General features: G+C 36.6%; 21 protein-coding genes. 5 read left to right on the forward strand and 16 right to left on the reverse strand.

The annotated features are described in order from the left end of the window. Nucleotides 1-350: 350 nt before the first annotated feature. Nucleotides 351-572, reverse strand: coding sequence for a hypothetical protein (locus tag ACFOUV_RS17565; protein ID WP_379498085.1), 222 nt, complete (start codon nt 570-572; stop codon nt 351-353). 397 nt (nt 573-969) lie between these two features. On the opposite strand from ACFOUV_RS17565, the gene pdaB reads away from it, so the two are divergent. Continuing rightward, nucleotides 970-1,725 (forward strand): polysaccharide deacetylase family sporulation protein PdaB, encoded by a 756-nt coding sequence (pdaB, locus tag ACFOUV_RS17570; RefSeq protein WP_379498086.1) that lies wholly within the window; start codon nt 970-972, stop codon nt 1,723-1,725. Between the two features lie 56 nt (nt 1,726-1,781). On the opposite strand, the gene ACFOUV_RS17575 is transcribed toward pdaB, so the two are convergent. Continuing rightward, entirely contained in the window at nt 1,782-2,441 is a 660-nt protein-coding gene (locus tag ACFOUV_RS17575) for a KinB-signaling pathway activation protein (RefSeq protein WP_379498087.1), read from the reverse strand. A 160-nt stretch (nt 2,442-2,601) separates the two neighbouring features. Between ACFOUV_RS17575 and gerD the strand changes: the two genes are divergently transcribed. Further along, nucleotides 2,602-3,246: a spore germination lipoprotein GerD gene (gene gerD, locus ACFOUV_RS17580; RefSeq protein ID WP_379498088.1), complete on the forward strand. Its 645-nt coding sequence runs from the start codon at nt 2,602-2,604 to the stop codon at nt 3,244-3,246. A gap of 57 nt (nt 3,247-3,303) precedes the next feature. Here the strand turns inward: gerD and ACFOUV_RS17585 are convergent, their stop codons facing one another. Continuing rightward, nucleotides 3,304-4,362, reverse strand: a complete 1,059-nt coding sequence (locus tag ACFOUV_RS17585; RefSeq protein WP_379498089.1) for an Mrp/NBP35 family ATP-binding protein — start codon at nt 4,360-4,362, stop codon at nt 3,304-3,306. 90 nt (nt 4,363-4,452) lie between these two features. Then, nucleotides 4,453-5,175, reverse strand: a complete 723-nt coding sequence (gene cwlD / locus ACFOUV_RS17590) for an N-acetylmuramoyl-L-alanine amidase CwlD (protein WP_379498090.1) — start codon at nt 5,173-5,175, stop codon at nt 4,453-4,455. Between the two features lie 158 nt (nt 5,176-5,333). Between cwlD and ACFOUV_RS17595 the strand changes: the two genes are divergently transcribed. Next, entirely contained in the window at nt 5,334-5,780 is a 447-nt protein-coding gene (locus tag ACFOUV_RS17595; protein ID WP_379498091.1) for a DUF948 domain-containing protein, read from the forward strand. Between the two features lie 96 nt (nt 5,781-5,876). Here the strand turns inward: ACFOUV_RS17595 and ACFOUV_RS17600 are convergent, their stop codons facing one another. Genes ACFOUV_RS17600 through ACFOUV_RS17610 form a run of 3 tightly spaced genes read right to left on the reverse strand, consistent with a single transcriptional unit; the run spans nt 5,877 to nt 7,025 of the window. Further along, nucleotides 5,877-6,101: a hypothetical protein gene (locus ACFOUV_RS17600; RefSeq protein WP_379498092.1), complete on the reverse strand. Its 225-nt coding sequence runs from the start codon at nt 6,099-6,101 to the stop codon at nt 5,877-5,879. Continuing rightward, nucleotides 6,088-6,543 carry a DUF948 domain-containing protein gene (locus ACFOUV_RS17605; RefSeq protein ID WP_379498093.1) on the reverse strand — a complete coding sequence of 152 codons (456 nt, stop codon included), beginning with the start codon at nt 6,541-6,543 and terminating at the stop codon, nt 6,088-6,090. The genes ACFOUV_RS17600 and ACFOUV_RS17605 overlap by 14 nt, the downstream gene beginning before the upstream one ends. Before the next feature lie 2 nt (nt 6,544-6,545). Further along, on the reverse strand, nt 6,546-7,025 hold the full coding sequence (locus tag ACFOUV_RS17610; RefSeq protein WP_379498094.1) for a DUF948 domain-containing protein: 480 nt from the start codon (nt 7,023-7,025) through the stop codon (nt 6,546-6,548). 138 nt (nt 7,026-7,163) lie between these two features. Here ACFOUV_RS17610 and ACFOUV_RS17615 point away from each other — a divergent pair, with 138 nt between their 5' ends. After that, the gene (locus ACFOUV_RS17615) at nt 7,164-8,015 is read left to right on the forward strand and encodes a YihY/virulence factor BrkB family protein (RefSeq protein WP_379498095.1); all 852 of its coding nucleotides are present in this window, start codon (nt 7,164-7,166) and stop codon (nt 8,013-8,015) included. A gap of 576 nt (nt 8,016-8,591) precedes the next feature. On the opposite strand, the gene ACFOUV_RS17620 is transcribed toward ACFOUV_RS17615, so the two are convergent. The 4 genes from ACFOUV_RS17620 to ACFOUV_RS17635 all read right to left on the reverse strand — a co-directional run bounded on the left by ACFOUV_RS17620 (nt 8,592) and on the right by ACFOUV_RS17635 (nt 13,488). Beyond that, nucleotides 8,592-9,812 carry an efflux RND transporter periplasmic adaptor subunit gene (locus ACFOUV_RS17620; protein WP_379498096.1) on the reverse strand — a complete coding sequence of 407 codons (1,221 nt, stop codon included), beginning with the start codon at nt 9,810-9,812 and terminating at the stop codon, nt 8,592-8,594. 2 nt (nt 9,813-9,814) lie between these two features. Beyond that, nucleotides 9,815-10,489 carry a hypothetical protein gene (locus ACFOUV_RS17625; RefSeq protein ID WP_379498097.1) on the reverse strand — a complete coding sequence of 225 codons (675 nt, stop codon included), beginning with the start codon at nt 10,487-10,489 and terminating at the stop codon, nt 9,815-9,817. A 106-nt stretch (nt 10,490-10,595) separates the two neighbouring features. Beyond that, entirely contained in the window at nt 10,596-11,762 is a 1,167-nt protein-coding gene (locus tag ACFOUV_RS17630) for a GNAT family N-acetyltransferase (protein ID WP_379498098.1), read from the reverse strand. Between the two features lie 337 nt (nt 11,763-12,099). Then, complete coding sequence (locus ACFOUV_RS17635; protein WP_379498099.1) at nt 12,100-13,488, reverse strand: glycoside-pentoside-hexuronide (GPH):cation symporter; 1,389 nt, start codon at nt 13,486-13,488, stop codon at nt 12,100-12,102. A 146-nt stretch (nt 13,489-13,634) separates the two neighbouring features. On the opposite strand from ACFOUV_RS17635, the gene ACFOUV_RS17640 reads away from it, so the two are divergent. Beyond that, the gene (locus ACFOUV_RS17640; RefSeq protein ID WP_379498100.1) at nt 13,635-14,843 is read left to right on the forward strand and encodes a helix-turn-helix domain-containing protein; all 1,209 of its coding nucleotides are present in this window, start codon (nt 13,635-13,637) and stop codon (nt 14,841-14,843) included. Nucleotides 14,844-14,910: 67 nt separating this feature from the next. Here ACFOUV_RS17640 and ACFOUV_RS17645 read toward each other — a convergent pair whose 3' ends face one another. The 5 genes from ACFOUV_RS17645 to ACFOUV_RS17665 all read right to left on the reverse strand — a co-directional run bounded on the left by ACFOUV_RS17645 (nt 14,911) and on the right by ACFOUV_RS17665 (nt 21,807). After that, the gene (locus ACFOUV_RS17645; protein WP_379498101.1) at nt 14,911-16,404 is read right to left on the reverse strand and encodes an MFS transporter; all 1,494 of its coding nucleotides are present in this window, start codon (nt 16,402-16,404) and stop codon (nt 14,911-14,913) included. Between the two features lie 292 nt (nt 16,405-16,696). Beyond that, nucleotides 16,697-18,172: an MFS transporter gene (locus tag ACFOUV_RS17650; RefSeq protein WP_379498102.1), complete on the reverse strand. Its 1,476-nt coding sequence runs from the start codon at nt 18,170-18,172 to the stop codon at nt 16,697-16,699. Between the two features lie 460 nt (nt 18,173-18,632). Beyond that, nucleotides 18,633-19,829 (reverse strand): multidrug effflux MFS transporter, encoded by a 1,197-nt coding sequence (locus tag ACFOUV_RS17655; protein ID WP_379498184.1) that lies wholly within the window; start codon nt 19,827-19,829, stop codon nt 18,633-18,635. A 199-nt stretch (nt 19,830-20,028) separates the two neighbouring features. Then, nucleotides 20,029-20,793 (reverse strand): sugar phosphate isomerase/epimerase family protein, encoded by a 765-nt coding sequence (locus tag ACFOUV_RS17660; protein ID WP_379498103.1) that lies wholly within the window; start codon nt 20,791-20,793, stop codon nt 20,029-20,031. 18 nt (nt 20,794-20,811) lie between these two features. Further along, on the reverse strand, nt 20,812-21,807 hold the full coding sequence (locus ACFOUV_RS17665; RefSeq protein ID WP_379498104.1) for a hydroxyacid dehydrogenase: 996 nt from the start codon (nt 21,805-21,807) through the stop codon (nt 20,812-20,814). Nucleotides 21,808-21,886: the final 79 nt, after the last annotated feature.

Below are 21,886 nucleotides of genomic sequence, written 5' to 3' on the forward strand. Positions count from 1 at the left end.
TGTTTTAGAAAGAAAAACAAGTTTTCTTTTCTGTGACATACTGGTTGTTTTGTTCAGTTTTCAAAGATCAATTTTTTCTTTTTGTCGTTTTTTGCGACAAGATATAATATAACACGCATCTTAGTTGTTGTCAATATGTTTTATGAAATATTTTGCTTCTTTTTTCTCGAAGTTGTTTCATAAATCGACAACAGAAATTAATATATCATAAATTATTCCCAAGAGCAATAGAAAATCATAAATTAATTAAATTAGTATTTCTTATATCTTGTAAAGCTAGTACTTACCAAGAGAATGATATAATCCCCAACTTCAAGAATAATTGTGTTTGAAATTAGGGATTATAAATCTTATGTGTTTTCTCTACGTTTCGGAATATACTTCATACAATCCTGCTCACTTGCTACACGTCTTAATAATTGAAACAGAGTTCGATACCTTTCTCTCATTGCTCTTTTCACCATATGATCAATCCTACTGTCTTCTAAATCCATCAATAATTCTTCAAGTTCTCTCTTTAATAGATACTCTATTTCTTTTTGTTCCATTTCATTGATTAACAATCCCAGCATATTATTCACCTCATGCGTTCTCTAATCTAAATTCGATAATTCTAATTCCATTCGTAAATTCCTATTTGAAAGTAGAGAATAATTCTCTCACAATACACATTCCCGTTAATATATATTTTCCCTTAGAAGGTTACACCACATTCATTCGTCAGTAAAAGAGGATTTTGTCGGTTATTGTCAGAATTAATTCTAAGTAATATATAGGGACTTCCAAACATTAGAAAATCGGTTAGTAAATTTACTATTCCCTCATTCCTACATTTTTCATCCATTTTCATCATTTTTTCCCTGAAGATTTTATTTTAAAGTTTTTCATCCTTTGGAAGGCTTGTTCATATTTCTTTACCTTTATCATAAATATAATGTTAGAACTACTGAATAATGGGAGGAAAAATACATGGATCATTTTTATGTAATAGGACTTAAGAAAAGAAGAAGTTGGTTACTAATTGGATTTGCATTTGTCACTGCCCTCTTATTTTGGACTCAAAAGGATATGGTTTTTTCAGTTTTCTCAAATGATCGTCCTGTCGCTTTATCAAAAGGAAATGCAGATGAACCAAATATTGCATTAACATTTAATATTAGTTGGGGTGAAGAAAAGGCATTGGATATATTGGATCAGCTTAAAAATGAGCAAGTGCAAGCCACCTTCTTTGTTAGTGGAGAGTGGGCTGAACGTCATCCGGAGATTCTTGAAAAAATAACAGAAGGACAGCATGAATTAGGAATGTTAGGTTATCGTTATAAAAGTTACCTGGATCAGGAGATTGATCAAGTGAGGAAAGATCTTCTTTATGCAAGGGACATTTTTAAGAAACTGGGTTACGAAGATGTAAATCTGCTGCGAACACCAAATGGTCATTTTAACGAAGAAATCATTGAACTTGCAGAGGGGTTGGAATTTGAAGTGATTCATTGGAATATTAACCCTAATGACTGGGAAAACCCTGGTACAACTAAAATCGTTGATACGGTGATGAAAGATACAACGAATGGCGACATCATTTTGCTGCATGCCTCAGATGCTGCCAAGCAAACTGCAGATGCTTTAAAAACAATCATACCTGGCCTGAAGAACAAAGGCTTTCAATTAGTTAGCATTTCAGAATTGATTAACCAGGCGCATGCAGAAACAAAGATTATTGAATAATAATTCTAACTTGAAATAAAATACCTCTGTACCATTGGTGGCCCAGAGGTATCATTTTATGCTTTTTTGGCACCTGCTTGCTTTTTAGGTGCTTTTGTACCTTTTTGATTTTCACTCTGTGTTGCCTCGTCAGACTTCGTGATTCGATGTAGTGTAAGTAATTGGTAGGTATTACATGCCAGCAATGGAGCAACCATTAGCCATGCATAATCCGTACCTTCCACCTGTAATCCAGGTACCCATTCCACAGTAGTAATGACAACCATAAAAAATAAGGCTGGAATAAAAGCATGCTTATTTGTTTCTTTTGCTTTTCGCTTAGCAACAATCCAACCAACAGCGAGTAAAGCTGCAGCCATGAGAATATACCAATATACGGCCACCTCGCCATTTGTAGCTTGGTATGGGAAATAAACCAAGTCAAAGAGTACAAATGCGATCAGTAACACCTGGACTGTAGGCCAAAACGAACGAAATAGGTTCAACCCCATACGGTGAATAAATAAATATGCAAAAAAGCCGGTCATACTAACGACACTGAAAGTTAATCCTAGACCAATAAAAAATAAAACAAGGCCTAGAACCTCTATAAAATCGAACGGGCTTATGTAATTAGCGTAATCCTCCGATTTAATGAAAAAACTAATGATGAGACCAGTAATACCTCCGATCATAAATGTTTTGAACAAGAAATTTACCAATTTACGACTAGTCAATATAAATCCTCCTAATATCCCCAACAATTAACACTTTTGCGATGTACGTCTTCTATAGTTGGTATTTTATCATGAAGTACATTAATTTTCCCCTAAGAAGTGAATATTTTATAAATTTGTCACTCATATTAAAGGATATAGGAAGGAGGTACAATACCTAATGAAACGTTTTGTATTTATTACACTCCTTGGAATATCCTTTACTTTGCTTGCTGCTTGTAATGGTGAGAACACCGCCGGTAAAGAGGGGGATTATGAAACAACGAAGAAAATGGTCGTTGATATATTACAGACAGAAGATGGTAAGAAAGCATTAACAGAAATACTGAAAGATGAAAAAGTAAAACAGGAATTGGTCATCCAATCCGACGTGGTAAAATCAGCCATTAATGAAACCCTTGTTTCAGAAAAGGGCAAAGAAATGTGGACGACTTTATTTGAAGATCCGAAGTTTGTCGAGGGTTATGCAAAATCCATGTCGGAAGAACAAAAGAAACTAATGAAAGATCTTATGAACGATGCGGAATATCAGAAACAAATGCTAGAACTAATGAAAAACCCTGAAATTACAGACCAAATGCTTAGTCTTCTAAAGAGTCAGCAATTCAAGTCACATTTGGAAGAGACAATCACTCAAACACTGGAAACTCCTTTGTTTCAGGCAAAAATACAGGAAATATTGTTGAAAGCTGCTGAAGAACAAAGTAAGAAAGAAGAAGGTGGCAGTGGTGAATCAGGTGGTGGCACCGGTGGTAGTGAAGGTGGCGGTGGTGAAGAATCAGGTGGTGACAGCGGAGGACAATAATGCTTCTGACCATCTCATGAATAAGAAGAGGGCACCCCATTTAGGATGCCCTCTTCCCTATTCTTCCATTTTTGCGATGACTTTTGCTGCAATTTTGTGGAATTGCTTACCATTTGGATGATCCTCCTGATAAACAGAAGGTGCAAATACACCCTCTTCTTCGTAAGGCTGTTGAATCGGTAACTGACCAAGTACTTTTGTTTTCAAAACCTCAGCTAGCTTCGTACCGCCGCCCTCACCAAATACAAATTCTTTTTCACCAGTCTTTTTACTTTCAAAGTAGGCCATGTTTTCAACAACACCTAAAATTTCATGGTCTGCCTTTATTGCCATTTGTCCTGCCCTAGCCGCTACAAATGCAGCTGTAGGGTGCGGAGTTGTTACAATGATTTCTTTACATGTTGGCAGAAGTTCATGGACATCCATTGCAATATCTCCAGTACCTGGTGGTAGATCCAAGAGCAGATAGTCCAAATCGCCCCATTCTACTTCTGAAAAGAAGCTGTTAATCATTTTACCTAGCATTGGTCCACGCCAGATGATTGGTGAGTTATCCTCTACAAAGAAACCCATTGATATTACCTGTACACCAAAGCGTTCAACCGGAATAATCTTTTCACCACGTACAACCGGCCGTTCTTCCACACCCATCATGTCTGGAACACTGAATCCATAGATATCGGCATCAATAATACCTACTTTTTTACCAAGTCGCATCAGAGCTACTGCAAGGTTAACGGTAACCGTCGATTTACCTACACCACCCTTACCACTAGCAATTGCGATAAATTTTGTATTCGAGTTACCACCCATCAATGATTCTGCTTGTGCCTCTTCGGCAGCTGGCTGATATTTTTGAATAACTTCATCGGGTAACGGTTCAAAACGTAAACCTACCGTATTGGCACCGTTTCTTTTTAAAATACCGACAATTTCCTGCTGCAATTCCATCTGCTCCGCAGTATTTGTCTTAGAAATGCCAATTTTGACACTGACATGCTTCTTATCTTCCTTAATCGTTACATTTGTAATTCCACCAGTTTCTTCCAGTGTTGTATGTAAAAAAGGATCTTTAACAGGATTAAGCAGTTGAACAACTTCCTCTTGCTTTAGCATTGTAAGTCACCATCCCTTATCTTTATACTCCATCTGTTAGTATAACATAATTCGTATAAATTCTAAGTGATATGAACTATGGTTACGTTTTCAATCCTCCTCATCTACATCCTCGGTCAAATACCTCAAAATTCCTTCATAAATACTTGCTGCCATCCTACGCTGGTAGTCTTCCTGTTTAAGCAATTCTCTTTCTTCAACATTCGATAAAAAGCCAATTTCCAAAAGAGCCCCCGGAGCATTGGCATGTTTCAGTAAATAAATTCCATTTATCACCAATGGAGAACGATTTGTGTTTTCCATATTACGAATAATCTCATCCTGTATCATTTTCGCTAGATGCTTACTTTCTTCAAATTCAGGATAGTAAAACGTTTGCGCTCCTCTCCACTGAGATGAAGGCAATGCATTTAAATGTAAAGTCAAAAAGAAATCTGGATTCTTATCTTCAATAAACTCCAGGCGATTACGGATATCCTCTGCTTTCCTTCTAGCTAGACCCTTTGTACTTTCATCTGCAAGGTCTTTATCCTCTTCTCTCGTCAAATAAACAAGTGCTCCATTTTGTTGCAAATACTTTTGCAGCATTTTTGCAACTTCAAGTGCTATATCCTTTTCTAAAGTTTCATCTGCTCCAACCGCTCCCCCGTCAGGTCCGCCGTGTCCCGGGTCTAGTACGATTGTTTTCCCGGATAGTGGAAGTGACCATGCATTGTTCGTATTAAACTCACTTTGACTTAGAGGAAATTGAATTAAGAAAGCTAAGAGAAAAGCTCCAAGTAACCAGTACATCATCTTCTTCCCACGACCCATTTGATCCGCCCCTTAAGTATATTCTCTTATTCAATTTATGGGACAAGATACAGGATTATGACTCCCCATTTGTGGTATGCTAATATGCAAGAAACGTTTATTAAAAATACAGAAGTGGTATTAGAAGAGAAATAGGAAATTTGGAGGGAAGTGACAGAATGATTTGGGTAGGTATTGGTCTAATTATCATCGGAATTGCGTTTATGGCTTTGGTTGTTTTTCTTATCAAGCCGCTTAATAATTTGGCAGGTGTTTTCAGCAGCCTTCAAAAAACAACCGATGAATTACCGAAAACAGTCGATGAAATAACATTACAAGCAACGAAAACCATGAGTACGAGTGTTGAAACTCTTTATCAGGTAAATAACCAGGTCAAAGAGTTGAGCCCACTATTTCATATCGTAGGAGATGCTGGCAGAGCAACCAACCAATTGACTACAACGATGGTGAATGCAGTCGATGATATGAAAGTAAATACACAGAATGGAAATGACTTTGCTACACGGAAAAATCTAGAAGGTTTTTATGGAGCATTAACGCTTGGATATATTCTTTTTCAGAAGAATAAGGAAATGAAAAACGAAGAAAATACAATAAATATATAAATCGTATTACAAAAAAGGTCAGCCATCGACGGCTGACCTTTTTGCAGATAGGAAAGTATAATACTTTTCTATCTGCATAAGTGCAACAAATTATAATTAGGTTTTACTATTTACTTCCTGTTTGATACCTTCAATAACATTTGCACGCTTTTTCCCGTCTTCATATAAATTAGTTTCAAAATCTTTAAGTCGCTGAATGACTGATCGATGTTCTTCCAATTGCTGCTGGTTGGAAAGATACGTTTTTACTACCCATCCGATAGTAAATCCTCCAATAGCACCGGCTATCAGTGATGAGTTCTCTTTCTTATCGGTTTCCATTTGCTGATTCCCCTTGTGCTACCTTCATTTCTTGACGTTTTTTCAGCCAGTAATAGCCTAAAGCAAATGATCCATAGAGACCCCCGAGTTTATTCCCGTCTGAAACTTCTTTTCCACCATCTGTTTTTGTTTTCATAGAGTCTGTCACATCAACCAATGAGGAAGAAAATTTTCTTGTTGCGCTTCCTACGTCTCCTACAATATAAAATAATGGGCTTAATTGATGAAGTTTGTCATTTACATCTGCCAATGTATTGTTACTCTCACTAATCATGTTACCAGTTTCTTTAAAAACATTATCCAATTGATTCGGAAGCTGCTTTACAGTTTTATCAATACCACTTAGCACGCCTGCCAGGTTATTCAGAGCATGTCCAATAAATATTGCCAAAATAATAAATGCCACTCCTATTAGTAATACTCCAATACCAACTAAAGTCATCTCTATCCCTCTCTTCCAGTATTTACCGGCACAACATTTGTTTGTTGAACCATTAATTCATTCTTACTCGTCCGCTTTGTTGCTTTCCATTTGGAGTAAATTTGAACAGCTGCTTCACTCCACGTAATACCTCCTACGAAAGGTTTCATTTTCTTTTCCAATTCTACATCGGATAGGCCTTTGCTCTTTTGACTGTACACTTCATTTAGAGAATTGACTGTAACCCCGATTTCTTCTACCGAATCAAACAGGCTGTCTGTAGCCCTGATCTTTTCTCCAATGTCATCAACAAGTTTATCTGTCTCACGCACGGTTTGCGTTAGCTGGGGTGTAATATAATTCAGTTCCTTCTCCAGTTCGCCTACTGATGTACCAAGTGATTTCATCGTATCTGCAAGCCGTTTCAGTACCAAGGATATATAGATGACTACAATCGCAAAAGCAATTGAGCATAATAGAACACCCACATAAATGATATCCATATGTAAAACCCTCCCTTTTGATAATATTATACCACCTGCCCCCATAAATAAAACGTTTTCCACTTCTTCGTTAATAAGATTGATTTCTATCATACCAGGGTATAGACAGAGTAAATGTTTTTATGATGGAGGTTTATCATGGCTAAGGTTAAAAATTTCTTAAAAAATTTCATGGAAAGATTCAAAGAAGATAATGTGACATTACTTGCGGCTTCACTTGCATATTATTTTCTATTGTCCATTTTCCCTTTATTAATCGTAGCATTTGCAATTATTCCATACTTCAATATTAGTCCGGATGATGCGATGGGATTCGTCACGTCCATCCTGCCCGGAGAATTAGCTTCTGTCTTTGAAGATAATATCGTAGGTCTCGTTGAAACTCCTAGAGGTGGATTGCTCACAGTCGGTATTATCGGTGCATTGTGGTCTGCTTCGAATGGTATTAACGCTTTTATAAAAGCATCAAATGAGGCCTATGATGTGGAGGAAAGCAGGTCCTTTATCGTTGTTCGTTTGATAGCATTCGGTCTAACACTGGGAATGATACTAGCTGTTGTTATTGCCATTTTGCTTCCTGTATTTGGAGATGTCATACTCGGATTTATTACATCTTTCCTTGGAATAAGTTCAGAGATGACCATCTTACTCCAAATCCTTAGATATGTCATTAGTATCATCGTTATTACTGCGTTATTATTAATGCTTTACCGCTTTGCTCCTAATAAGAAAATACCTTTCAAGCATATTATTCCAGGAGCATTGACAGCGAGTATCCTTTGGCAAGTTATTTCAATTGGGTTTTCTATCTATATAAGCAATTTTGGAAACTATTCTGCTACGTACGGCAGTCTTGGAGGTATTATTGTTTTAATGATTTGGTTCTTCCTTACCGGCATGATCCTGATGATTGGAGCCATCGTTAATGTGATGTATCATAAAAAAGAAATAGGACAAGACACAGAACTTCATAAAGCTGCAAATATATAACGCGACTTTCGCAGAGCAAAATGGACAAATAAGCCTTAGTATAATTAGGAAGACTCATGATACACTGCTCCAGTTGACTTTGAATTAACTATTTGCACTGCCCAGTCTAAATAAGGTACTTTTCGTTAATTTGTTGATTTTTGACCAGCATCTTTTATATAAACTAAGAAGTAACTGCTGGTTGGTTTCCATCGGTATGCAGAAACTTCGGCGACCGCTCTGGGCGGTGACTCCTGCGGGAAAAGCACGTGTCCGAAGACCCCGCAGAGTGGTCTTCTCGAGGAGGCTGAGGCCGTGCCCGCGGAAAGCATCCGCCCAGAGCAATCCCGGACGGCGATAGAAGCACACGATTTTGGATATCAACTAGTAGTAAGTTCGCAGTTTGTCTCAACTCTGCAATCATTAAAAGCAATAAACAGAAAATAGCCTTTAGAAAACAACCTTTTTCTTATTAAGGTTAGCAAGATGATTATTAGAAACATCCTAAGTTTAATCCGGCTAACTGTTCAAACTTATTTTATTGGTGCAAAAGTTGAGTATAAGAAAACAAAGAGGTCGGCATTGGGCCGACCTCTTTTATCTGGACAATAAACCTGTCATCAAGTTTTCGGCCCAATTATCATCTGAAAAGGAATACTTTGTTATCTCTTTTACTTGTAATGGTGTAATGAAATCTGCTCCGTCGTGGAACAAACTTGGTGGATCGACAGCAACCCAGTCACCGGTTTCTACTCCATCAACAAGTTCCACCAAACTATCTACATATAATCCGGTTTCAATATTCTGTTTGACAAGTTTCCCTTCATTTGTCATTTTCCACACAGATGATGTAAAAATAGCTTCCTCATAGAGTGCAGTTGCACCTAGTGATTTTTCCATTACGATGGCAATATCGGCATGATAACCAGGAAGCAATTCCTCCACTTCCGAATCTTCATTAAAAGCGATTTGGAAAGGGTAAATACTCTCACTTCCAATTTCAATAGATATTGGCGTGTCACTTACTTCTTGAACCGTCCCATCCAGCTTCAGACTCATCTCCTCAACTTGAACTTCCGCATCGAGACCCGGTTGCATTTGTGTTCGTTCTTTTTCCGTTAATTCCCCAACTACTTGCAAGTCTGCATTTTGAATGGTGACCACCGGATTACCCAGGGTTTCGTTTATATCCGTTATTATACCTGCATAAGGGCTTCCTACTGTTATCGTATCTCCTGAAGTCTGCAAGTCTGTTAATTGGTTTTGATACGCCTCCAGTTGTGCCCTTTTTTGGGATAATTCCTTTTCTTTTTCTACCATATATTGTTGCTTTATCAGTTCTGCATCAATGGAAGTCTGTGAAAACTCGACTTCAAGTTGTTCTTCTGTCAGAGTAAATGTACTCGGCTCTCCAGTCGCATTCAAGGGGAGCTGATACATTTCCATTTGTGAAATTGCTGTTTCAATTGCTGCAATCTCCCCGTTAATCTGCTCCATTTGATTCATCAGGTTGGCTTCGGCCTCATAATAATTATCGACGAGGTAGGTATAAAGTGGATCCCCAGTATTAATTGAAGTTCCCTCTTCTACTAAAAACGCTTGAAAGCTACCAAGATTTTCATCAAAATAAATATGTTCCTCACCGGCTGCCTTAAGTACACCGGGTTTGTACATTTTTTCCACAATATCTGTCTCAAAGCTTTCTGACCAATTATTAATATATGCTGTTCTATCAATTTTCCCTTCATCATCAAGATATACAAGAAGAAAATTGACTCCAATAAATATAACTATTAATACCTGGATTATTCTCTTCATCCTCATCCGAACCACCCACTTAATATGTATGAATCAGTAAAAGCGGTAAGCGCAGTAAGACACCAGCCAAGGAAATGCAATAATACTACATTAATCCAGATCAACGGTTTTTTCATTTCTGACAACGACGTTATATATTTGACCTGAAACCAGATAATCCACAACTGAAATAACGTTATCGCTCCAAAAAAGTAAATCATCCATGGTATTTCTGTTATGTAGGAAGCAATTATTCCAAAGGATAGTGGAGATACCTGCCAGTTCAGACCGGAAAAGATTACAATTGGAACCCATAAAACTCTTTCCAACAAGATAACTACTAGTACGACCTGTTGCATAATAATTAGTTTCTTATACGGAATTCCCGTTAAAAGATAAAGTAAAAGACTCGGTACAAACAAGATAAACATTGCAAACACCAAGCCATAGAGTGCTCTCCCTATCATGAACCATAGTTTACTAGTTTCATATGCCGGCTGTGTTAGGGAAACTGCGATACTGGATATACTTTCTGAACCCAATCCAAGAAATGCCATCCAAGCATATAGCCCAATTGCCGAAAGAATGAGTATCGTATTTACTTTCCATAAGTTTTGAATTCGTTCGGCTTTTTGTATCCTGAATAAATCGTCTTCCATTGAAAAAAGAATTTTAAATAAGTGAACATGATATGTCATATGCTACATCCCTTTTCTACTTACCCTATTGTCTTAATTTTAACGCAGAATTTGTAGAAATACTATAAATTTTGAATTTTTTCGTAATAACGAGCTATTAGTCCTATTAGAAGAAATCCGAAAAAAATGTTTGTCTATCAGGAATAAGTTTTTCCAGATGTACCATCGTTTCATCATTGCCTTGGATAAGTCCTGCTCTATAAAATTCCAGGGGTCGCTTGTATCCAAATAACAGTGCTGCAAGCTGTTGAACCGTGCAACTTATGTCAACCATTTCTGTTGAATTATCATGCTGATGAGATACCCTTGTATTACCATTCATTTGATTAATCCAATAGAATCCACCATTTTCTGGTAGAAAGATATCCTCCACATGGATAACTAGCGAAGTGCCTGGAACTTGTTCAAATGGAAATTCTTTTAGGAATGCCAACACGTCCACAATACGCGCCATGAAATAAGGAGCATTTTCCTGTTTAAATCTTGGCTCATTGACCAATAATGGCAGGTTATCATTCTCAGAAACGGTCATTTTAACTTCTTTTGCCATCGAGTCGTGATTAGCAATAAACTCAAGCAGCAGCTTCCAGCTATTTAACGAATTATAAACAAGTTCTTCTACTTGTAGTAGATTATCTTTTACCGTGTAGATCATATATCCATCTGCTTCATCGTTTGTATTATAACAAACAGCTACCAGCTCATCTTCCGTCAAAATACGCTGTTCCCACCATTTTTTATCACGGGTAAGCATACCATTGAATTTCAATGCAAACTCACTATAAATAGGATGAAGAAGTTCGATATCTGCTTCGACTCTTCGAACATACCCATCCGCCTCCCAATTTCTTTGCAGCTTTTCCGTTGGGATTGTATAATGTTTTTCATTAAAAGCAATTTCCCAGCCAAATTTGCGATAAAAAGGAACAGAAAAAGGATGTAAATAGGAAACCATTTGACCATTTTCCTTCATATGATTTAAAGCATGTGAAAGAAGTTGCTTTACCATTCCATTTCTACGATACTCCGGCCATGTAGATACCGAACTGATTCCTCCCATTTTAAATGTTTTACCATTTATATAAACGGACAGCGGGATTAAATGGAGCTTTGCTGCAAGCCTTTCCTTATCCATCCATCCCCATATGATATGCCGGTCTGCCTCTTCTTTCTTTTTAATCAAAGCTTCTTCTGTAAGCTTATACTGAAAAGCAAATTGAGATAACCTAAAAATTTGGTCGTAATCTTTTGAGTATAACTGTTGGATTTCCATCTTGTTTCACTTCTCCTCCTTAGATTTATCGTTTGTTTTACATTGATAGTAACATTATCGATAACCTTGTTCAAAATTGTATCTATGAACAAAAGCGCAAGCGCCCGTTTAGGGACTACGGACTGGACTGAGGCGTAGGAGATAAAGGAAACACGGCGACCGGAGGGAGTCGATGTTGACTTATCGTACGGAGGTGAAGGAAGTCTCGGTAGTCCCTGGGCGCTGGAGCTGAACGCGGCCGTTTATGTGGGAGAATTATTTGCTGAGAAAAAGTTTATACTTTCTTACCTAGCAAAAAAAACGACTCCCTCTAAGAAAAGGGGAGTCGTTTTGTGACCTATTGTTTCGCATCAAGATCTGCTGCGATACCTGCTACTTTTTCATCGGAAAGGTGGTAACCGAATTTAAATACAATAAAGCTTATAAGACATGCGATTGCAGGGAGGAGGACCATTAATATTTCCAGACCTAAGATGGTATCTGGGCTTTGAACTACATTTGGAATATATCCGATCACTGTAAGTCCCATTGCTGCAACGAATCCTGCTATTGCCTGAGATACTTTACGCATAAAGCTATACAAAGAATAGGTTGTACCTTCTTGCCTGTATCCAGATTTCCACTCACCATAATCGATAACATCTGACACAAAAGCCCACATCAGCATGTTTGGCAGTGTAATCCCCGTCATACCCATCACAAGCAAAACAATAACCGTTACTTCATGTATTGGAACAATAAATAGTAAACCGAACGCTACTGCACCCAGTAAAAATCCAAATAGCGAGAGTTTCTTCTTGCCATATTTAACAGTAAGTTTTGGTATGAACATAACAAGAATGACCATTGCCGCGATATTTATCATATTAAATATCGGAAATAACATTTGGTTTCCTAAAACATACGTAAAATAATACATACCTACTGATTGATTGATCCACATTGCTGCTAAAACAAAAAATGACATACCGCAAAGTGCTAGAAACGGACCATTTTTCAAAATTCTAGTAATCATTTTAATATTTATTTTTTCTGGTTTAGCTGATTGAACAGGTTTGATTCGCTCTCTCGTATTATTATAAGTGATATAATATAATACTAAAGCGATAACCCCCATAATTGCTACGACAGCAGGATAACCTATCCTTGGAGATGGAAACATATTAACCATCGGGACCACAAGTACTCCTACCGCAAAAATTCCAATCATAGAGCCTAAACCACGATAAGATGATAATGCAGAACGATCTCCTGAATCTCTAGTCATAACAGATGCTAATGAACCATATGGAATATTAATCACCGTATAAGCCATCCCAAATAAAATATAGGTTACATATGCATACACTAGTTTTCCACCATCCGAAAAGTCAGGAGATAAGAATAGTAATACGGACATCACTACGAGTGGAATACCCGCCCATCTCAGAAACGGCCTAAATCTACCATTTGGATTGTTTCCTCCAAAACGGTCGACAATTACACCCATAAATGTATCTGTAAACGCATCCAATATGCGTGCAACTAAAAACAACGTCCCAACTGCAGCTGCAGTGATTCCAAAAACATCTGTATAAAATACCATTAAGTAAGTGGTAACCATTGAAAATGCTAAATTATTTGCTGTATCACCTAAACCGTAGGAAAGTTTTTCCTTCATACTTATTTTTCCAGTTGCATTGTTTTCTTCTACGATTGGATTATGATTCGTTTGTATATTCTCCATCGTCAACCCTCCATATTAGTTGCAATCGTTTCCATATCCTTATTATAATAAAATTATAAACATTTTTATAAGGACTATTTCATCATAAAACAGGACATATATAGCGTTTTCATAAAACGCTTTCTTTTTTAAGGGGGATACGAATAATGGAATCTATACATGCACCTATTATTTCTGCGGCTATAAAGCTGAACCATATAACAAATCTCAATACATATGTAGTTGATGAAAATGAAGCATTTACTTTTCAACAAAAAGAAATCTCCATCCCGAACTTTATGCCAGGTTCTGAAGGAGAAGATGTCCTGTATTTAGCCAGGAAGATAAGCTATGAAACTAATAAGTTATTTACTTACATAAACGAATGGGGATTGCACTATTTGGGAATATCTTTTTCAAAAAACGATGCGTATACCGTTATAATTGGCCCCTACTTAGATGCAACTTTAAATCTTTACGGTCTATCTAGGGAATATAGTCTCACCAATCATGAAAGTGAGAATTTACGAGTTGTATGTGATCAGTTACATATTTTAACAGTTGAAAAAGCACTTAGTTTTTCTAGCGTCCTAAAACAATTCGAAATATTATTAGAAGAAGATCAAATTCCAGAACTGATTACTTCGGATAAGCAGATCGGTAGTGACAAAAATAGCGGCCACAAAATGAACGCCGAAGAAGATACAGAAATTATTAAAATGAGATATAAGATTGAGGAAGATTTTATACATACCGTAGAAACTGGCGATAAAAAGGCAGCAAAAAAACTATTGAATTCCAATCCAGTTTTGCTTTCTTTTTCCGAGCGTTTTCCAAATCAGCCATTACGTAGAGTTAAAAACTTGGCAATTGTTTTAAACACGTTATTACGTACTGCCGCCAGAAAGAGGGATGTTCCGCCAATACTAATTCATCGTATCTCTGAAAAATATGCATATGAAATTGAATTAACCAATCAAATCGCCCGACTGTATCAATTAAATGACGAAATGGTTGATGATTATGCAAATGTAATTCAAAGCAATGCTCTAAATAAGTATTCAAAAGTGACTCAAAAGGTAATCGAACACCTGGTAAGTTTCTTTGACAAGCAAATTGATAAAAACGAACTAGCAGAACTTACATTCACAAATCTAAGTCATTTGTCCCGGAAATTTAAACAAGAAACAAATATGACAATTACAGGATATCAGCAGATGTTACGTATTAATAAAGCGAAGTATCTGCTAAAATCCGAAACCATCTCCATTGAAGAAATAGCCTGGATTGTTGGATATGATGATTCCTCCTACTTTACAAGGGTGTTTAAGAAAGAAACAGGTTATACTCCGTCCTATTACAGAGAGAATGCATAAAAACCGAACAGTGTCAGGCACTGTTCGGTTTTTATGCATTAAGATCTTTTATAGTAAACTTTACTTATCATACAACTTTTGTTTTACCATCTTCTTCAGTTTCTTTAATTTTTCCTTCTGCTTTTAATCTTGCTAGTTCTGTTTGTATTTCTTCCATTCTCTTATCATCTAAACTATAAAACTTCATTGCAACAAGTGACACAATTAACATTAGTGCTGGTAGCCCAAATCCTAGTAATAATGTCATTCCAAACAAAGGAGTTGTTAATGGATCATTAACCGTTGGGAACTCAGCTGTAAATCCAATTAGTGCTACTCCTAAGCCAACAATAGCAGGAGCTAATGATGTAACTAACTTATCAACAAAGGAGAAAAGTGTTCCTAACATACCTGGTACGTAGCGTCCTGATTTGTAAGTTTCATAATCGGAAATGTCTGCAATCATTGGGTTTACCAATGTTGAAGGTATTGCACCAAATCCCATTGCGAGCGTGTATAAAATAACAAATAGTACAATACCAATACCGATGTTACCAGATATGGAAGTAGGGTCACTAATAACTAAGAAGAGAACAACCAACCCTACTAAGGATAGAAAGGAAATCCAAGTTGATTTTATAAATGAATTTCTCATACCACGTTTTCTAGCAATTGCAACAGCTATAAATGTGATCAGTAAGATTGGTACAACAGTAACCATAGATATAGTGCCACTTAACGCATAATCACCAATTAAAATCCCAAAGATCATGACCATAACTACAGATTGTCTTAAGAGGCTGAAGGCTAATTTATCCGCAGTTACAGCGGTTATTAGCAATTTTAATGGCAAGTTTCCTTTTAGAATTGGCCAATAATCTCGAAACCTCGTATTTACTGTTAAATCTGCTAAACCGTAAAACTCTTTCCGGTCTTTACCCGATATTCCAATTACAGCCAGGATTGTACAAATAGCGGCTAGAATGATTGCTAGTGTATTTAACTCCACGAATAATTCCATATTAAAGTCTCCGTGTTTTGCAATCAGGTAAGATGCTACATAAACTTGACCTAACGTGAATACTACCGTGTTGTAAACGCCATCAAAAACAGAAAACAATGGTCTTTGTTTTGGACTGTTCGTCAATACTGTTTGCGCTGCTTTTGTTACAGCAGTTTGAAAAGTGTAACCAATAACATAAAGTGCATATGTCAATATAAAGAAAATCAATTGAAATTCTTGTGGTAACGTATGTGTGATGCTATACATGAGTATAATCGAAGTTGCTAAGATAGCGTTACCTAAAATCATTAATGGTCTGAACTTACCAAATTTGGATTCCGTTTTATCAATTATAAAACCTACAACTGGGTCGGTTATACCGTCAAATATACGCATTGCTGTTAACACGATACTTACTAATGCAACAGTTAAACCTGCTACCCCTGCAGCATAATAAGAGACGAACGTTAAAATAAACATATAAAGATTTGTTGCCGTATTATTGAGTGCAAAAAAGCCAATCTGCCATAACTTCGCTGTGTTATATTTTTGTTCTTTTCCTATCGTTGATGTTGACATCATTTTTCCCCCTTATTTTAAACCGCTTACATTGATGAATAAAAAAATATTTTAGATTTATGAATGTAAAATTATGTCTAAGTCATTTGTTTGCTAAACAAACTAATTACCTATAAATTTATAATATGTCAATTCGACAAATAATGCAAGCGCTTTTTTATTAAATTTTAAAAAAGTTTTATCACAATATATAACATGTATTCCATAATAAAAATTGAAACGTAATACAAAAAAGAGGACATCTCATTTAAATGATAAATGAGATGTCCTCTTTTAACTAATCAACCGTTTCCTATACAACAGTTGTTTTTTTCTCTTCTGCCTGTTCCTTAATTTCTGCAATTGCTTCTTGAATCTCTTCCATTTTTTTGTAATCTAAATTATAGAATTTCATTGCTATAAGTGAGATGATCCACCCAATTATTGGTACACCAAATGCTAGAAAAATTGTCATACCATATAAAGAAGTTGTCAATGTATCCTCTATCTGTGGAAATTCTGAACGATATCCAATTAGAGCTACAGCAAATCCGACGACTGCTGGCGCTAAAGAAGAAATTAACTTATCAACAAACGAGAATATGGTTCCCATCATTCCGGGTACATAACGCCCTGACTTATATGTTTCATAGTCTGATATATCTGCAATCATTGGAATAACTAGTGCAGATGGAAGTCCACCGAACCCCATACCCAACGTATATAAAACCAAAAATACTATTGTAGCAAAGCCTATATTTTCAAGTGAAATTGTTGAAGGATCTATCATAAATAAAAATGCAGCTAGAACACTAAAAGATAACAATCCAATCCAAGTTGACATTACTAAAGATTTTTTTAAACCTGTTTTTCTTGCATACCAAACCCCTACAAATACTATCAACACAGTTGGTACCATAGTAATTAATGAAACTGTACCACTTAGCTCATAATTTCCCATCAAAATTCCAAATAGCATTACTACAACCACTGCATGTCGAAGAACGCTAAGGGTTAGTTTATCAGATGCTGCAGCAATAACAAGCATTTGCATAGGCCTATTTCCTTTTAGAATTGGCCAGTAATCACGAAATCTAGTTTTCACATTATTATCCGCTAAACCAAAATACTCTTTACGGTCTTTTGAGCCAATACCAGTTACAGCTAAAACAGTAAATATACCGGCAAGAATAATAGCATAGGTGTTCAATTCTGTAAATAAGGACATCGTAAAACCGCCGTGTTTTGCTACAAGATAAGAAGCAACAAAAATTTGACCACCAGCAAATAGTACAGTGTTATAGACTCCATCAAAAATAGCGAAAAGGGGGCGTTGTTTTGGACTATTCGTCAAAACAGTTTGAGCAGCTTTTGTACAAGCTGTTTGAAATGTATAACCTATAATAAAAATTGCATAGATAGCAATAAAGAAAAATATTTGTAATGACTCCGGTAGTAAATGGGTTACATTATACATAAGTAAGATAGAACTAGCTAATATAACATTTCCTATAATCATCATTGGTCGAAACTTACCAAATTTTGTTTCTGTTTTATCAATAACAAAGCCAATAATTGGATCTGTAAAACCATCAAACACACGCATTGCTGTTAAAATCGTACTTACTACCACCACTGTCAGTCCTGCTACTCCTGTTGCATAATAAGATACAAACGCTAAAATAAACATGTATAAATTTGTTGCAGTATTATTTAATGCAAAAAAACCAATTTGCCATAATTTAGCTGTGTTATATTGTTGACCACTTTCGATTGTTTTAATTGACATGAGACATCCCCCTTAATTTTAATATAGCTCCTTAAAAAAACAAAATTTTCCAAAATCTTATGATAAAACTATTTCTCTTTTACTAATATAATCATCCAATGTTTTTTGTTTTAATCAACGTACTATACTCCTTTGCGTCAACTAAAACCTCATCCCCCCCATGCACAATCGTTTTAAATTCGTTTACAAAGTACCATACCATTTCAAACGTTTCTTCTTAATCACTAAAAGATATTTTGTTTGCAAAACAAACTATCTTGTACTAATAATAATTGTAAGCGCTTTAAAAAGCAACAATTATTTTTTAAATTTATAAATTATTTTAAATAAGCCAATAGTAGGAAAAATCTCAACAAACAAAATCTGATGTTGATGATATCATTTTAATATTTCCATACCTTTCTAATGCATAACTAAAGGGCGACTGCATCTTCTAATCTTTAGAAAATGCGGTCGCCCTTTAATTCTTTTTAAAAGCAATAAAGAACGTAATAACAGCAATTGTACTACAAGCAAAAATAACAATTGCCATTGGTATGGCGGAGGCTTCTCCAGCTAGCCCAACGAGTGGAGCAACGATACCACCAAAGGCAAATGGAAGCAGTCCTAGAAATGCGGATGCACTCCCCGCGGATTTCCCCTGTGTTTCCATAGCTAGTGAAAAGCTTGTTGTCGTTACGATTCCGACACTTGAAACAATGAGAAATAAAGCAATGGCCATATACAGTAATGGGAGTTCCTGCCATACGACATATATTAAAATTAAACTTCCGATAAATGACAAGAGGGTACCAGCACATAGCAAGTGCATTTCTTTAAAGTAACTTGCTAATCGGCCAGTTAATTGTGCCGCAATAATAATTCCGATACCATTTAAGGCGAAAAGCAGAGAAAATTGCTGTGGTGAGACACCATATATATTTTGCAGTATAAATGGTGAACCTGCTATATAGGCGAACATACTAGCCATTACCAATCCCTGTGTAAGTGCTATCCCCATAAAATATCGGTTCGTAAGTAATGCGCTAAATGTTTTAAGGACCGAAAACAGACCTCTTTCTGCACGATTTTCGTCAGCTAATGTTTCTGGCAAAAATAAGAGTACTGCTAATAAAGCAACGATGCCAATAAAAGCTAAAACATAAAAGACGCCAATCCAGGTTGTAAAATTTAACACACCCCCTCCGATTACTGGTGCTAAGATAGGTGCTGCCCCGTTAACGAGTGCGAGTAAAGCAAGGAACTTTGTCAAATCTTTACCTGAATATAAATCTCTTGCCGCTGCACGTGCAATGACAACCCCAGCCGCTCCTGTAAATCCTTGGATAAAACGAAGCGTAATAAAAAAGGCTATCGTAGTACTCCAGGCAATAAGTAATGAAGCTATCGTATAACCTATTAATGTAATAATCAATAGTTTGCGCCGTCCATAAATATCACTTAATGGACCAAAGAAAATTTGTCCTAAACCAAGACCGACTAAACATGCTGTTAAGCTCATTTGTACTAGAGATGTTGATGCATCTAAATCAGCAGCGACGTTTGGGAGCGCAGGTAAATACATATCCATCGATACAGCCCCAAAAGCCGTTAGTAGACCTAATACAGAAATGAGTCGAAGCTTGTATTTGTCAGTTTTTCTTTCTTTTGATAAGATATTTTCCAATTAGAATTCTCCCCAAAATAGTAGTATTACAAATTATTATTGCAAGGTGTATAACAATGGTAAAAACAAATCAGGACTGTATAAAAATATTACTGAAACAGCTATGGTACAGCAATCGCTAGTTTGAACTTCAGCCATTTTCTTGTCATCCAACAAGATCCTAATAAGGAAACCAAAAGCACCGAAACAATCATTCATTCATTAAACCCTTTAATACCCCTACATCATCCCAAAACTGCTCCACACGATCTCCTTTAACAAATTCTATCATTAAATAACGCACGCCATCATCTTTCTCTAATTCCGCTAAATATCCTTTCCAATCATTGGTACCCTCTGAAAAAGAATATACGATCCTGCTACCGTCAATGATTTTCCAATGAAAAACATGAACATGGGTTAACCACGGTTTAATTTGATTAATACTGTTCTTTCGCTCTTCTACCGTTTCAAATAATGCCGGCTGCCAATATAAAGAGATATTTTCATGATTGATTTCCTTCATCAAACGTGTGGCACTTTGGACGGTATCTGTTAATGTCCGACCATGATATTCCAAATTAATTTGAATATCCCTTTCCTTTGATAGGTCGCCAATTCTTCTCGCATCTTCAACAATAGTACGCCAGTCAGTCTCTGTTACTTCATTTGAACCTTTTCTGCCAGCCCAGACACGAATAGATGGTGCTTTTAGCTTCACAGCTGTTTGCAATATGGTCTCAAAAGATGCATCTTCTGTTTCACCCAATCGATAATAGGATCCATAAGAGGTAACCTCCATTCCTGCATCCTCGGTTAAGGCAGCTACGGTTTCTGCCTGTTCTAGATTCCCAGGTGGAACATGAATATCTCCTCCCCATTCAATCCCTTGAATCTCTGCCTCCTTCGCTGCTCTTATAACTTCCTCCACGGGTAAATTTCTAAATGTAACCGAACATAATCCAATTTTAAACATGCTTCTCCTCCAATCACTTTAAGCCATGACATCAAATTTTTGTTTCGTTACTTGCCATTGCAATGCTTCATCATTTACGTAACGTTTCAATTCATCTAGCATATATGCGCCCATTCTGCCACATTCTTTTCCAAGACTGCCGGCAATATGTGGTGTTAAGATCACATTGGGAAGCTCATATAAAGGTGAATCTTCAGCTGGTGGCTCAGGGTATGTTACATCTAGTACTGCCGTAATATCCTCACGCCTACGTAGTACTTCTATCATTTCCGGTTCATTCACAATTGCCCCTCTTGCTGTATTAATAAAACTTGCATTCGTTTTCATTTTTTCAAAATGTTCACCGTTTATCATCCCCGTTGTTTCATCCAGTAAAGGACTATGAAGAGAAACCACATCTGATTTTGAAAAGATTTCTTCCAACGAACATAACTCAGCATTGTATTTTTTTGCTTCCGCTTCACTTACAAATGGATCATATAAAAGTACTTGAATATCAAAATGACGTAATAACTCCATAACCTTACGCCCCACTGTACTTAGAGAAATAATTCCTACCGTACTACCAAACCCACCAGTGATCTCCATTAAACGCTTATTCGGGTATGCCTTATTCTGTTTCACCTCACGTGCAATTTTCCAGCCATCTTTTAACAAAAATAAAATTTGCGATAGCGCGTACTCTGCAACAGGAACTGCATTTGCATCATTCGCGGTCGTAATTACTATATCTCTATCCCATGCTGCATCCGTCATAATTTTTTTAATAGTGCCTGCGCCATAGAACATTGCCTTCAAATTAGGTGCAGATTCTAAGAAAGCTTGATCCAATGTAGGTCCGCCCCAACTTGAGAAAATCACATCTGCATCTTTTAATACAGAAGGATTTTCCAATGCTTCTGCAGCTCTCATTGGTGGTGCATATATATCTACCAAACGCTCAATTCCTTCTCTCACTTCTGGTGGGTAAACTAATTCTACTACTTTCTGTTCCATAATGAATAAACCTTTCATTACACTCGACCCCTTCAAACTAATATATTCTTATTCTATCAGAATGCAGGAAAGAGAATAGCCAAATGAACTATTCTCA

The sequence above is a fragment of the Oceanobacillus longus genome (assembly GCF_042650085.1).
Lineage (GTDB): Bacteria > Bacillota > Bacilli > Bacillales > Amphibacillaceae > Oceanobacillus > Oceanobacillus longus.